Origin of the sequence: Psychrobacter sp. UBA3480 (genome assembly GCF_002377945.1) — a bacterium.
Taxonomy (GTDB): Bacteria; Pseudomonadota; Gammaproteobacteria; order Pseudomonadales; family Moraxellaceae; genus Psychrobacter.
In genome coordinates this window covers 49,006-63,026 of record NZ_DFQV01000020.1, presented here as the reverse complement: position 1 = coordinate 63,026, position 14,021 = coordinate 49,006, and the positions used below count along the sequence as shown (strand labels likewise).

General features: G+C 42.4%; 12 protein-coding genes. 7 read left to right on the top strand and 5 right to left on the bottom strand.

Translation table 11 applies throughout. The features are described from left to right. The 3 genes from B2863_RS07545 to sstT all read left to right on the top strand — a co-directional run. On the top strand, positions 1-1,062 hold a 1,062-nt coding region (locus B2863_RS07545), incomplete at its 5' end, for a leucyl aminopeptidase (protein ID WP_296208887.1). Positions 1,063-1,069: 7 nt separating this feature from the next. After that, a complete protein-coding gene (locus B2863_RS07540; protein WP_296208884.1) occupies positions 1,070-1,561 on the top strand; it encodes a DNA polymerase III subunit chi in 492 nt (163 codons plus the stop codon). Positions 1,562-1,843: 282 nt separating this feature from the next. Continuing rightward, complete coding sequence (gene sstT, locus B2863_RS07535) at positions 1,844-3,046, top strand: serine/threonine transporter SstT (RefSeq protein WP_057757687.1); 1,203 nt, start codon at positions 1,844-1,846, stop codon at positions 3,044-3,046. An 81-nt stretch (positions 3,047-3,127) separates the two neighbouring features. Here sstT and B2863_RS07530 read toward each other — a convergent pair whose 3' ends face one another. The 4 genes from B2863_RS07530 to B2863_RS07515 all read right to left on the bottom strand — a co-directional run bounded on the left by B2863_RS07530 (position 3,128) and on the right by B2863_RS07515 (position 7,394). After that, positions 3,128-3,451: a chaperone modulator CbpM gene (locus tag B2863_RS07530; protein ID WP_102083164.1), complete on the bottom strand. Its 324-nt coding sequence runs from the start codon at positions 3,449-3,451 to the stop codon at positions 3,128-3,130. A 100-nt stretch (positions 3,452-3,551) separates the two neighbouring features. Then, entirely contained in the window at positions 3,552-4,577 is a 1,026-nt protein-coding gene (locus B2863_RS07525; RefSeq protein WP_296208879.1) for a DnaJ C-terminal domain-containing protein, read from the bottom strand. Positions 4,578-4,728: 151 nt separating this feature from the next. After that, positions 4,729-6,735 carry a DUF4105 domain-containing protein gene (locus tag B2863_RS07520; protein WP_296209782.1) on the bottom strand — a complete coding sequence of 669 codons (2,007 nt, stop codon included), beginning with the start codon at positions 6,733-6,735 and terminating at the stop codon, positions 4,729-4,731. A 167-nt stretch (positions 6,736-6,902) separates the two neighbouring features. Beyond that, positions 6,903-7,394: a DUF3015 family protein gene (locus tag B2863_RS07515; RefSeq protein WP_296208877.1), complete on the bottom strand. Its 492-nt coding sequence runs from the start codon at positions 7,392-7,394 to the stop codon at positions 6,903-6,905. A gap of 499 nt (positions 7,395-7,893) precedes the next feature. Here B2863_RS07515 and B2863_RS07510 point away from each other — a divergent pair, with 499 nt between their 5' ends. Continuing rightward, entirely contained in the window at positions 7,894-8,256 is a 363-nt protein-coding gene (locus tag B2863_RS07510) for a septal ring lytic transglycosylase RlpA family protein (RefSeq protein WP_057757673.1), read from the top strand. 72 nt (positions 8,257-8,328) lie between these two features. On the opposite strand, the gene B2863_RS07505 is transcribed toward B2863_RS07510, so the two are convergent. Then, on the bottom strand, positions 8,329-10,350 hold the full coding sequence (locus tag B2863_RS07505) for an ATP-binding cassette domain-containing protein (protein WP_296208874.1): 2,022 nt from the start codon (positions 10,348-10,350) through the stop codon (positions 8,329-8,331). 661 nt (positions 10,351-11,011) lie between these two features. Between B2863_RS07505 and erpA the strand changes: the two genes are divergently transcribed. The 3 genes from erpA to B2863_RS07490 all read left to right on the top strand — a co-directional run bounded on the left by erpA (position 11,012) and on the right by B2863_RS07490 (position 13,938). Beyond that, a complete protein-coding gene (gene erpA / locus B2863_RS07500; protein ID WP_057757666.1) occupies positions 11,012-11,392 on the top strand; it encodes an iron-sulfur cluster insertion protein ErpA in 381 nt (126 codons plus the stop codon). A 353-nt stretch (positions 11,393-11,745) separates the two neighbouring features. After that, positions 11,746-13,320, top strand: a complete 1,575-nt coding sequence (gshA, locus tag B2863_RS07495; RefSeq protein ID WP_296208872.1) for a glutamate--cysteine ligase — start codon at positions 11,746-11,748, stop codon at positions 13,318-13,320. A 105-nt stretch (positions 13,321-13,425) separates the two neighbouring features. Next, entirely contained in the window at positions 13,426-13,938 is a 513-nt protein-coding gene (locus B2863_RS07490) for a disulfide bond formation protein B (protein ID WP_057757661.1), read from the top strand. Positions 13,939-14,021 lie beyond the last annotated feature (83 nt).

The window sequence follows — 14,021 nt, the reverse complement described above, 5'->3', positions numbered from 1 at the left end:
AATATCTGCTTCCCAGCTTACATGGCTGAACAAGCTCAAGAGCTTGCAAAAACTTACCCTGACCTATTAACCGTTAAGGTACTAGGTGAGGACGAGATGGCAGCGCTAGGTATGCATTGCTTCTTGGCCGTTGCACAAGGCTCCACCAAAGAAGGTAAGCTAGTGCTCATGGAGTACCGTGGTAAATCAGAATTTAGTTCAAATGCAGGCACTACCGAGCAAACCACTAGCAACGCAAAAGTAAGTGGTCTAAAGGCATTAGCCGATAAACTACCAACCAAAAAGTCAGCTAAGAATGCAAGCAAAAATAGCAATGACAATGCACAAGCGACCAATGACGACGCACCTATCGTATTAGTCGGTAAAGGCGTAACCTTTGATTCAGGCGGTATCTCAATCAAACCAGGTGCGGCGATGGATGAGATGAAGTTTGACATGGGTGGTTCGGCGTCAGTACTTGGTACAATCAAAGCGTTGTGCGAAGCTCGTCTACCAATCAACGTCGTTGGTGCACTAGCCTGTGCTGAAAACATGCCATCAGGTGATGCAACACGTCCAGGCGATATCGTTAAAGCAATGAATGGTAAGTCAGTCGAAATCTTGAACACTGATGCTGAAGGTCGCTTGGTACTAGCAGATACCTTGTGCTACGTGCAGCGTTATCAGCCAAAAGCCATCATCGATGTTGCTACCTTGACTGGCGCTTGTGTGGTTGCGCTAGGCCATGTTCGTTCAGCCGTATTTAGTAATGATGAAGATGTCCTGTTTGATTTAGAAAACGCAAGTAACCTATCAGGCGATCTTATTTGGCATATGCCTTTAGATGATGAATATCAAGATCAGCTTGACTCACCAATCGCTGATATGCAAAACATCGGTGGTAAAGGTGCTGGTGCGGTAACTGCCGCCTGCTTCTTATCGCGTTTCATTGAAGAAGGTCAAGCATGGGCGCATTTAGACATTGCTGGTACTGCATGGAACTCAGGTAAAGACAAAGCAGCCACTGGACGTCCTGTGCCACTGTTTATGCAATATCTAAAAAACAGCGCAGAGATGGCTTAATCCATTTATGAAAATTAGTTTTTATGTATTAAGTGAGAGTAAGGCCCAAGATTTCTTGGGCTTTATTTGTCAGCTGACTCAGACTGCGCTTAATAAAAGCGCTCAGTCTTTGCTGATTTTAATTGAAGATGAGACATTACTATCAAATCTAGATACGGCACTCTGGTCACAGGACTCCACGAGTTTTATACCACATCAATGTCTTCCTGATAATGACAATAAAAGTACCAATGATAAAGGTACTGATGATAGCAACATTGCTACTTTTGAAGTATCATCGCCTGTACTGCTAGGCAATCATATGCCAGCAGATTTTAATGGTATCGTGCTCAATACGACGACACGTCCCGTCAACGATTTTATGGCTGCTACCAATAATTCAAAACCCTCTCGAGTCCTTGAGCTGATTCGACCTGATGCCACAAGTACTCAAGAAGGTCGCAATAAATATAAAGCTTACCAGCAATTAGGTTACGATCTGACCCACTTTAAGGTATAGCTTTGCCGTTTATTTCCCTCTTATCTTCTACAGCGAAACCTCTTCTTACCTTATATATCGCTGCTTTTACTCTCCTATAAATGAGGTATTCTGAGTAGCTAGCCCTTGCCTATAAGTGCTGCATTCTTTTTATACTAGTTGTATAACTTTACTATCCCTCTGTTTGCACGCAACAGCTACTGCTATGAGCGGTATGCGAATATGTCAAAAAATGCTACCATCCTTCGATAAATTTTCTGTTGTGACAATTCACTTACTTTTAACGGACTTGAGGGTGTACAGATGCGTTCATTGATTGCGATGTACCAGCGTATAGGGCTGGTGCCGCTTATTATTATTGGTTTGGTGTTAGGGGTGTTAATTGGTTGGCTAGCGCCAAGTATCGGCACCGCCATAGGGTTGCTTGGTACACTCTTTGTCGGCGCACTAAAAGCAGTCGCTCCCATCCTAGTATTTATTCTGGTTATGGCAGCCATTAGTCAACATCGCAGTGGTAATGAAGTCTACGTAAAGCCGGTGCTTATCATGTACATGTTTGGCACTTTTTTGGCAGCGCTAACGGCAGTCGGTGCCAGCTTTTTGTTCCCAACTGAGCTGGTCTTGATCAACGCCGATATCGCGCAAGTACCACCTGCTGACCTAAAAGAAGTCTTGACCAACTTGCTCATGAACTTGGTCGCCAACCCGATCAATGCAATCGCTGAAGCCAACTATATTGGTATCTTAGCATGGGCAATTATTATCGGTTTTGCATTGCGTCAAGCCAGTGATACTGCTCGTAATGTTGTCGGTGATTTCGCTGATGCCATCTCACAAGTAGTTAAATGGATTATTGCTTTAGCCCCATTTGGTATCTTGGGCCTAGTTGCTAGCACGGTTGCTGAGACAGGCTTTGCTTCTTTGGCAGGCTACGCACGTATCTTGATGGTATTGATCAGCTGCATGTTATTCATTGCGTTGGTTGCCAATCCACTTATCGTCCTTATTAAAACGGGTAAAAATCCTTATCCACTCGTGTTCAGATGTCTGCGCGAATCAGGAATTACTGCCTTCTTTACACGTAGTTCAGCGGCTAATATTCCAGTCAATATGAACCTTGCCCGTAAGCTTGGATTGCATGAAGACACTTATTCAGTGACCATTCCACTAGGTGCCACGATCAATATGGCTGGTGCTGCAATTACCATTAACGTATTAACGCTTGCTGCTGCTCATACGTTGGGTATCGAAGTGACGTTTGCATCAGCGCTGCTACTCAGCCTGGTTGCTACGATTAGTGCTTGCGGTGCTTCTGGTGTTGCTGGTGGTTCATTACTATTGATTCCACTTGCTGCTAGCTTATTTAGCATTCCAAATGATATCGCGATGCAAGTGGTTGCGATTGGCTTCATCATCGGTGTGATTCAGGATTCAGCTGAGACTGCCTTGAACTCTTCAACTGATGTGTTGTTTACAGCAGCGGCGGATCCTACTTATTCGCGTTAATTTCTGCTGAAGTGTTTTATATAGACATAAAAAAAGGGCCTTTATAGGGCCCTTTTTTTATGCGGTATTTTACTGTGTTAGTTACTTTAGATTGTCTATGTCGACTTCGATGACTGGTGTTTGCTGCTCTATTTGACGTTTAAGTTGGCGCAGTTGCTCAACTTCATCTAACAGCTCAAGTATCAAACCAATTGCTGGTACGCTGGCTTCAAAATCACGACTCAATCGCGATGCACGGCGCACTGTCGTCAGCTGATAACCAGTAAATTTTTCATGCTCTGGTACATCATATTCAATGATATTTTCTTCGATTAATTCGATGACCCATTGGCGCTCTTGGCCACAGGCAGAGACCAGTTCATCTAAGCTCATGATGATGTCTGTAAATTCAGTCGAGTGGTTCATAGCTATTATCCTCGTTTTCTCTTTATTTCATCGGTATCGTATTCATCTCTGCTATTCGTCTATTACTTCAGTAATAAATAACGGTTGTTCATAATCTTGTTTAACGACTAATATTGGTATCCGCAAAGGCCTGTTTTAGCTGCTCATAAGCCTGTATCGACGCATCACTACTGACATCAGGGTTGACAATATTTAGAGTTAGATACAAGTCGCCTGCTTGCTTGGCAGGGATACCTTTGCCTTTAAGACGTAAATTGCTACCGGATTTACTATTCTTAGGAATGGTCACACCAAGCGTACCCGCTGGCGTACTGACGTTGATTTTTTCACCCAGTGCCGCTTCCCACGGTGCAATATTCACGGTTTGATAAACATCTGCACCTTCTATACGAATATTGACATCATGACGAATTTTAACCTTCAAAAATAAATCGCCATTTTTGCCATTACTGCTACCAGCAGCACCTTGCCCTGCTAAACGAATTTGCTTACCGTCAGTGATACCTTTAGGAATTTTTATCTTAAGGGTTTTATTATCGTAGTCGACATTACCATTGGGCTGACGAACAGGGACGTTTAACTTAATGCTGTAGTCGTCGCCACTATAGACTGAAGACAAATCAACGGTAATCTCGGCATGCTGATCCTGACCTTTGCTATCTTGCGTCCCAAAGCCACCACCAAATTGATCGAAGCCACTGCTTTGAGAGCGACTGCCCGTTTGTCCACCAGTTGACCCACGTGCGCCGCGACCAAATGCTGAAAAAATATCATCGAAACGAAAACCACCATCACCAAAGGCCTCACCGTCACCAAACTGATCTTTGATATCTTCCCAGCGAAAACCACCTTGACCCGCACCAGTTTGCCCACTGCCACCAAACCCACTTGATCTACTTTGACCCGCGAACGGATTATTGAGCATAGCGTCATATTCAGCGCGCTTTTCTTTATCTCTGATTGTTTCGTAAGCGTTGTTTATTTCTGCAATTTTATTATCAGCGTCTGGATGATCACTGACATCGGGATGATACTGACGAACGAGCTTACGGTATTTTTTTTTGATATCAGCGTCTGAGGCGTCTTTTTCGACCCCTAAAATGTCATAGTAGTTTTTCTCTGCCATGTTATTTCCCCCAAAACAAAAACATATTAGTGGTATCAGTCTGCCAATTTCAAACGATACGGTATAGATAGCTATTAAATTCTGCTATAGCAATTTTTGTAGCCTACTTATCATCATAGCAATAATTACAACGAACACCGTTATATAAATATTACCAGTAGTGATGCCAAGCGATAGCAGCGTCTATCGTATTTGAATCACTTAACACTACGCTATTATTGGTCATCACAGTGTCTGAATATGTCATTACAAGTCTGGCGTCGTTATTCTTTGATAGCTGCTGGCGTAATGTCAATTTGGTAAAATCAATAGCAGCGCGCCCTTCTCGCTTTGAAGTGACGTAAGACAATTCAGCACTTTGGTTATTACGTTTCATACGTAAGCCAAGCTCAATACCGATATCTGCGTGTTTATCTTGATCATGGACCGTCGCATTGACCATACTATAGCCAAGTATATGCTTACCAAACTTAGCGCCTGCGCCAACGCCAGCTTGTGCGTAAGGGCTATGTCGATTACCAGTAAACATGTCTGTACGAGCGCCTGTTTTCAGTTGCCAAGACAGTTTAGGTTCGCCCGATAACGATTGTCTAAGATCTTCAATCTGCTGCATGTCTAAAAATACGAAATCCGTCAATGTCCATTGATGCACATCAAAGCTATAACCCAGTGACGCTTTTACGGCTTCAAAACGTTTATCAATATCTGTATGAGCGTTAAGTGGGTCTTTTACAAATAACGATAAACCAACTTCTGCTTTCTCCTCAGATAAAACGACTGTGGTCTGCGTGGTTTTGTTGCTCAATGCTGGAGAGGGTTTGTTCGGTACAGTTAGCTGAGCCAAACCATTGCTAGCTGGTAGCGCAAAACGCTGACTGAGCAATTCGCTTTTGAAAGCTTGCTGCTTCAGTGTATTGTCTTGTGTGATTTTATAAGTACGATGTAAGATCAGAAAATCAAGCGCAACCGCCCTATCGTCCGCGTTTAAGGTAGCAAGCGGGGCAGTGCTTTCTGTACGAATGACAGAGTTTATGATGGCTTGTATTGGCTTAGATAATTGTACAAACTTCTCGCGCAGCTGCGTTTGTTCAGAGGGCAAATAGCGTACTGAAAACACTAAGGAATCAGCGCCGTTGTCGTGTTCTAGTAGCTGATCGAATACATAATCTGGCGCATACCAAGGACCTACTCGCTCAGTCGTTTTTATGTCGCTTATCAGCTCAAGCATCTCTCCTGAGCGATAACCACAATTTTGTTTGATAAAATAATAGTCAAATCGAGCAGACTTTGCTTCGTACAAATGATAGTTCAATAATTGTGTTTCAAAGGTATCTAGATTGAGCACGTACTCCCACATATCACGTTGCTCGTTCTTGGAATATACCGCGTCTTGTTTAAAAAATTCCGTCTCTGAAAACCCAGCATCATAAAACCCAAATAGTCCTTTTAGCGCATACATCGCACCGTTCTCATTTTCTGGAATACGAGCACCGAAGTTGTATGAGTTATTAAGTAAGTCCTCGCTAGATAACTCTCTGACATCACTGTTCGTATTATTTGCATTATCTATAGGCGTGTTGGTTTTGACCAGTACATGACCAAATGAAGAAGCTGGGTTTTTTAGGTAGCTGCTTACTAGGATAAGGCTTATTTCTTGATTTGCATCAGGTAATTTTGAGCAGTCTTTGAGATCAACGTTCAGCTCTGGTAAATGGTGATTAAGCCATAAATATCTGGCTGGATACTTACAAACTACGCCCTCATTATTTATTTGCTCTATCGTTGCTATAAGCTCTGCATAGGGATCAAAATTACGTTTCGAACGAGGCTTAGGATTGGTTAAATAAAAATATGGTGAGATGACTTCAGCCTTGCCATTTTTATAAAACAATAAATGTTGCCACTGGGAGTGCTTAGCCAATGATTTTAGTCTTATGGGGTCAATAGCGGTATCTTTTTGAGAGTTCCAGTTTTGCTCCTGTACCTGCGCTTCATTGAGTCGTTGTACGCTTTGCACAGTATCTGACAAGTTCTCGGGATCACTTAAAGCCAAGTCTGCTGCGATAGCCGAATCATTACTAGAAGAGAATTTATCTACTGTTACGGGCGCTACAGCATAGGCTTTCGTTTCATCAACTTCTGCGTTGCAAATAGTCATTGCAGACAAACAGGCAGCCCATAAAAACATCTTTTGCATTTTATTTAGATACCATAAATACATGAGCAATAAAAAACACGTAAGCACTAGGTTTACGTGTTTTTATCATTAAATCATCAAAAGTTTGAGTATTAAACTAAAAACTTAATACCTAATACTTTCAATATTTAGATAGCACAGCTTTGCTTAACGATGCTAAATAGCGTCTCAGCATTTTGATCTTGCGTAGCAGTACGATAGGCAGAAGTCTGAGTATATTGACCATACTGTGCGCGTACACTAGCAGCTGAATCACAGTTAGCAACACTTTGTAGGGCAGATAAATGAGCACCTTGGCCTGAAGCTAAGTCTTTTTCCACACTTGGGAATGCTTCTTTGATCAAAATAGCCGCTCTAACATTGCCACCTTGGCAAGTTTCAGGAGACATAGAATTAGAAGTCGCAGCGGTAGTACCCCAATCCCAAGTCACGTTAGAGATAATAGCAAGGATAGGACTTGAATTACCGAACAAAGCACCACCAATACCACATTCTTTGTATACTTGCTCAATCGTACGACCAGTCTCTACTTTTTTAAATTTAGAGCCAAGATCAGCATTCGCTGTACTAAACGGAATCATTGCCGCGACAACTGAAGCGAACGCAATTTTTTTCAACATAAAACTTCCTCGAAAGACGATAAAAAATAGATTATTTGATAAAAAATCAAACTTATCATGAATACATTTGATAGATACTCTAGAATAATGTTTAACCTTATGCATTCTACAAAATAGTAAGAATATAGCAAGGTTTTTTTACATTATATTATCTATTACTATTTGAGCTTTCATAACGATAATTATGCTATATCGATAGATTTGGTCTTTATATATTACCTATTTATATTGTGTTGTTGGCTTTCCAGTATTTTGTCGGCTTCTTTATGAGAATCACTCTTTATAAGTCTAATTTTAGTACCTACATCATCAGCATTCTTGCTAAAAAATAGCTATTTTTCCTTAAAAAACAGCTATTTGACCTCATGAGTTTTTTACACGGCAGTAATAATATGACAAGCTAGCTCTTGTAAAATCCCCTATTATTCATACTCATAGGGAGTATAGATAACGTAGGCAAGAGCATCTGTCTATTTTATTAATTGCTTAAAGGTATTAAATGTCTTATTTAATCAAGTCTTTGGTTGTCACTTTATCGCTACTACTTAGCACCACAGTTTTCGCTGCCAATACCAGTTATTACGGTAGTAAGTTTCATGGCAAGCGCACAGCGAGTGGCAGTATCTTCAACATGAACTCTTTAACCGCTGCACATCGCACGTTACCGTTCGGCACGAAGGTACAAGTAACCAATCAAAAGACAAAGCAGAGCGTCGTTGTAAAAATTACGGACAGAGGACCTTTTATTAGAGGTCGTATCCTTGATTTATCAAAAGCCGCTGCTGGTGAAATAAACTGTCAGCTTTGTACGACCACGATGGAAATACTGTCGTACGGTGATGGCAAATATCGTAAGGAATAATGTAATAAAAAAGGGATGGCTTATGCCATCCCTTTTTTATGTCTGCTTATATAACTAACTATCTAGAACGCTTTATGCGAACTTAGCTTCCATCTCTTCTAAAGTCGTCATTGATAGTAGTAACTTCTCTTCATTATCGCTATGCTGCTGCTGTAGCGCTGTTTGTTCATTGAGTAATACAAGCAAGTCAGACTTACGGCTCTCTTCGTACAGATCTGTATCAGCCAGTTTTTCTTCAAGCGTTACAAGCTGCTTATCAATCTTAGCCAGGGTCTTTTCTGTTTCTTCTATCTCGCGGCGGATAGGTGCTGTCATTTTACGCTGTTCAGCGGCTAGCTTACGCTGCTCTTCTTTACTAAGTGCAGGTGTAGCAACTCTACTATTTGATGAGTTATCAGATGACTTGTTACTTGCTTGACTATTATCTGTTTCACGTGAAACGAATTTCTTACTCTCTTTTTTGCTTTTTTTCTTACCTGTATTTTTATCTGATGCGTTCTCTTGCTTGCGCTTCTCTGCTAGCCATTTACCATAGTCGCCAATGTCGCCATCGAACTCTTCGATGATGCCATCATGTACTAGATACAGCTCATCACAGACATTGGCAATTAGTTCTCGATCATGCGATACCAGTACCACTGCACCCTTAAAACCTTGTAAGGCGATAGTCAATGCTTGACGCATTTGTAAGTCTAAATGGTTGGTTGGCTCATCGAGTACAAGGACGTTTGGACGCTGCCAAACGATCAATGCTAAAGTCAAACGCGCGCGCTCACCACCTGAGAATAGCTCGCTTGGCGTATCAATACGCTCACCGCGGAAGTCAAAGCTACCCAGAAATGAACGTAGCATCGCATCAGAGGTTTTACCTGCTAGGCGACGTAGCATCTCTATAGGCGTGGCTTTGGCATCTAGGATATCCATTTGATGCTGATTGAAATAGCCTAGCTTTAGGGTATCCGAAACACGATATTTCCCTGTTAGTACGCCAAGCTCACCGACTAATGCTTTAATCAGCGTTGATTTACCAGCGCCGTTCATACCTAGTAAGCCAAGACGGGTATCAGGGGTTACCTGTACATTGGCATTGTGTAGAAGCGGTGTCTCACTATAGCCAATATCTGCGTTGGTCAGCTCAATCAGCGGTGAGCTCATGTTTGCTGGCTCGTAAAACTGGAACGAGAACGGATTGTCAGCCATCATTGGTGACAGCTCTGCCATGCGCTCTAATTGCTTAATACGGCTCTGTGCTTGCTTGGCTTTACTGGCTTTAGCACGGAAACGACGAATAAAATCATCCAAGTGAGCCTTTGTCGCTTCTTGCTTCTCAAATGCTTGCTGCTGCTGCGCCATACGCTCGTGACGGGTACGAATGAACTGCTGATAGTTACCAGTATAAAGAGTGATTTTTTGCTGCTCTACATGCAGGATATGGCCGACTGTCGCATCCAAAAACGCTTGGTCATGCGAGATGACGATGACCAGACCCATATAGGCATTGATCCATGTCTCAAGCCACAAGATAGCGTCCAAGTCCAAATGGTTGGTTGGCTCATCCAGTAACATCAGATCAGCACGGCTCATCAAGGTTTTGGCGAGGTTTAAGCGCATACGCCAACCACCAGAAAACCCTTCTACAGGCAGCTCATGCTGGCTAGTCTTAAAACCAAGACCTGCCATAATTTGTGCTGCTTTGGTCGGCGTACGATATCCGTCGATTTCATCAAACTGCTGGTGTAGCACACCAATTTGCTCATCACTGACACTGCTCAAATCATTTAGCGCAGCATTAATTTCATACCACTGCTCATCACCGCTCAATACATAATCGATTGCAGACTGCGTCGTAGCACCAACTTCCTGCGCCATGTGCGCCACATGCCAGCTATCAGGAATACTGACTTCACCTTTATCAAGGGTGACCTCTGTATCGCCTGTACCCATCTGCGTCAGTAACAGCGCAAATAAAGTAGATTTGCCTGTGCCGTTGTTGCCCGTCAGTCCAACTTTGTGACCTGGATGGAGCTGAAAGCTTGCACCTGCAAACAATTCACGACCATCACGGCGAACACCAACGTCTTTAAATTCGATCATATAATTTCTTCATCTCAACAATAATATAGATATAGGGCAATAAGAAACACACATAGGGTATGCCAACTGGCGGCTATTATTTCAAACGCTTGCCCCATAGGCAAACAATTAAATAACTATTTCAAAACTAAGTATTTATTACGCTAAACACCTTAAGTTGCACAAGCGACTCTTGAGCTCATACATGGTTGTGACTATTATAAAGGTTATGGCCGTAAAATACCGTAATATGACTAATAAGCTTTAAGACTGTCTAATATTATTAAGTAGTGTTTTATACAGTCACACGCTATTATTTTTTAGTCTGGTTATTGGTTTAGCCCATTGACGCAGTTATTTTAAAAAACACAATATCAAAAATGGAACACTGCTATTCATTAGTAAAATTCAGTAGTTGCATCACTCTTGACAAACGAATCAGCACCCCCATTATGATATACTGCTAAAAGATAAGTGCCCACTATCAATAGAGCCAATAAAACGTTGTGGTGGCACAAATAATATTTTGAAATTGTACAAACAGCTTATAATGCACCAATAGCTTTGCCATAATGACAGCACCCAATTAAATCAAACGCCGTGCGTATCTTTATTTGCAAGTACCCTATTGCAAACCCAAACAGGACGACGACCGCATTTGATCCTAGCAACTGAGGTAGATATGAACGAATCAGCCAACCAATTTAGTCCAAGCTCAAGCCAGCCAGTAGACCCAACCGTATTAAGCCTAACCGATAGTGCGGCGCAAAAAGTACGCCGTCTACGCGAAGAAGAAGGCGATAGCGATCTTATGCTACGTGTCTATGTGACGGGTGGCGGTTGTTCTGGTTTCTCTTACGGGTTTAACTTTGCCAACGATCTAAACGAAGACGATGCCAATTTTGATAATGGTGATGTGACGTTAGTCGTCGATTCGCTAAGCTATCAATACTTGCAAGGTTCTACCGTTGACTATACTGAAGGACTGGAAGGGGCACGTTTTGTGGTGACCAATCCAAATGCCACGACCACGTGCGGCTGCGGTTCGTCATTCTCTATATAAGCTAAATAGACGCGGTCGCGCTATGGTTATTAAGATAATGCGATAGTGTGCCAATACTATGTCAAATGGCTTGTAGACATAATGAACAAAGCATCTATCTCTCAGGTAGATGCTTTTTTTATCAAACTGTCTGGCCAGAATAACGCTATATTCGAGATGAATTTGTATTAAAGACAGGGTCAAAATCTTCACAAATCGCGTTGCCTAAAGCTTATCGTATTTGTAATTGTCCGTGGTTTTCAAGACAGCTTTGAGCTAAACTGACGGAATTATTGACCTAACATTTACCTATTTTATGGACAAACGCTTATCGTGTTTTGATCCGCCATAATAAATAACAATAGATGACTATTATGAGTAATTTTGCGAGTAGCTTTGTTAATTTCGAAATCCCTAATTGGTTTGACAGCCAACACTTAACGGGTATGCTCCGCGGTATTGAGAAAGAGGGCCTACGCGTAAAGCCTGATGGTTTCTTGGCACAGACTCCGCATCCAGCCAAACTTGGGTCAAAACTTACCCACCCTTTTATCACTACCGATTACTCAGAAAGCCTGCTTGAGCTCATCACTGAACCAAAGTCCTCACCAAAAGAGACCCTCAATATGCTGCGCCAATTGCACGTATTGGTCTATCAGGGTATGCCTGAAGGTGAGCTAATGTGGCCGTTATCGATGCCTTGCATGTTGTCTTCTAAAGACGAAGATATCCCACTAGCTGATTATGGTAGCTCTAATACGGGTAAGCTAAAAACTTTATATCGTAGTGGACTTGGTATCCGCTATGGTCGCCGCATGCAGACGATTGCTGGTTTACATTACAACTTGTCTTTTGGTGATACGTTGTTTGAGACGTGGCAAGCCAAAACGTCGACCGCACAAAGCCAGACATTGACAGAGTTCAAAAATGAGAAATACTTAGGGCTGATTCGTAACTTTAAACGTCTAACCAGCCTTGTTTTATATTTGCTAGGTGCCAGTCCAAGCGTGTGTCCTTGCTTCTTGGCAGGGCGTGAGCACGATTTAGAATTGCTCAACGATTCGACCTATTACAAACCTGCTGCGACTAGCCTGCGTATGGGTAAGCTTGGCTATACCAATAGCGTGCAAGAGCAACTTGATATCCGTTACAACTATCTGCCAGAGTATGTCGATGGTCTGCGCCGTGCCATTCAAACGCCGCACGAGAGCTTTGCTAAGCTTGGCCTAGAAGACGAAGATGGTAACCCGATCCAAATTAACAATCATATTCTACAGATAGAAAACGAGTATTACAGCCCTATTCGTCCTAAACAAATCGCAATGAGCGGCGAAACTCCAACCGAAGCGCTTGAGCGTCGCGGTATCGCCTATGTCGAGTTCCGTGCTATCGATCTTGACCCATACAGTGACGTAGGTATTCGCCTCTCTAGTGCTTGCTTCTTGGAAGTGATGGCGCTGTATTGTCTGTTCAGTGACTCACCAGACTTGCTACCTGAAGAAGAAGACACGCTCGCTATCAATCTTGAGCGTGTGGTCAATGAAGGTCGCCGTGATGACTTGCATATTATCAATAATGGTCAAGAGCAGTCACTTGAAAGCTGGATGCTCACGCATTTAGAGCGTATGCAGCCGCTTGCTGCATTGCTTGATGCTCACTATGGTGGTAACGATTACCGCGCGGCCGTAGCATTGATGCAGGGCAAAGCAGGACACTCTGAGTCGACTATCTCTGCACAAGTAAATTCTGATAGCAAACGCTTAGGCAGCTTATGGCAGCTTGGATTTACGTTGGCTCAGCAGCATCGCGAGTCTTTACTACAGCAGACACTTAGTCCAAACACTCAAGCTAAATATGAAGTATTAGCAGAAAAATCTATCTTACAGCAAGCTGAGATTGAGCAATCTGAAACAGAAGACTTTATGGAATTTTTACAGCAGTATCGCTAAGTTGCTAGTTATTAATTGCTAAGTCCTGACTGTGACATTTTGACTGCTTAATCTTGATTGCTACCTCACATCTATTATAGATAAACCCATAAGAGTAACCGCACAATGCGACAGCTAACCACTTACCGTAACCTGCAAGTATTTTTGGTGATAATGGCCATCATAGGCATGAGTTTTGCGCTGTTCTATTTACAGCGTCATCTAGGGCTTTCACCTTGCCCGCTCTGTATTTTTCAGCGTGTTGGTCTAATCGTCATGGGCGGTTTTGCCCTCATATCAGCGTTGTTTAATCCTAAATCTAAAGTGATAAGACTACTGCTATGGCTTGGTAGTCTAGTTGGTATTGGCTGGGCAACTGCGGTAGCAGCACGCCATGTATGGCTGCAACATTTACCTGCTGATCAAGTACCTTCTTGTGGTCCAGGACTGAACTATTGGCTTGATACCCTTCCTATACTACAAGTATTCAAAGAAGTATTTGCAGGATCTGGCGAATGTGCCTCTGTTGATTGGACGCTTATGGGATTAAGTATTCCTGAGCAGTCGTTGATTCTATTCAGTGTGCTGCTGATCGTACATGTCTTGATATTAATGCGTATCGTAAAATCTGCTAATTAGTATCTTATGACTCAATAAGAAGTTAGGTTTTTTTCTTACCTCTGCTTTTAAAACAGACATTGCTATCTTCGATACAATGTCTG

Excerpts from the sequence above, each read along its gene's own strand:
- B2863_RS07540 (WP_296208884.1), top strand. The coding sequence starts at position 1,070 with ATGAAAATTAGTTTTTATGTATTAAGTGAGAGTAAGGCCCAAGATTTC.
- sstT (WP_057757687.1), top strand. The coding sequence starts at position 1,844 with ATGCGTTCATTGATTGCGATGTACCAGCGTATAGGGCTGGTGCCGCTT.
- B2863_RS07530 (WP_102083164.1), bottom strand. The coding sequence starts at position 3,451 with ATGAACCACTCGACTGAATTTACAGACATCATCATGAGCTTAGATGAA.
- B2863_RS07525 (WP_296208879.1), bottom strand. The coding sequence starts at position 4,577 with ATGGCAGAGAAAAACTACTATGACATTTTAGGGGTCGAAAAAGACGCC.
- B2863_RS07520 (WP_296209782.1), bottom strand. The coding sequence starts at position 6,735 with ATGACTATTTGCAACGCAGAAGTTGATGAAACGAAAGCCTATGCTGTA.
- B2863_RS07515 (WP_296208877.1), bottom strand. The coding sequence starts at position 7,394 with ATGTTGAAAAAAATTGCGTTCGCTTCAGTTGTCGCGGCAATGATTCCG.
- B2863_RS07510 (WP_057757673.1), top strand. The coding sequence starts at position 7,894 with ATGTCTTATTTAATCAAGTCTTTGGTTGTCACTTTATCGCTACTACTT.
- B2863_RS07505 (WP_296208874.1), bottom strand. The coding sequence starts at position 10,350 with ATGATCGAATTTAAAGACGTTGGTGTTCGCCGTGATGGTCGTGAATTG.
- erpA (WP_057757666.1), top strand. The coding sequence starts at position 11,012 with ATGAACGAATCAGCCAACCAATTTAGTCCAAGCTCAAGCCAGCCAGTA.
- gshA (WP_296208872.1), top strand. The coding sequence starts at position 11,746 with ATGAGTAATTTTGCGAGTAGCTTTGTTAATTTCGAAATCCCTAATTGG.
- B2863_RS07490 (WP_057757661.1), top strand. The coding sequence starts at position 13,426 with ATGCGACAGCTAACCACTTACCGTAACCTGCAAGTATTTTTGGTGATA.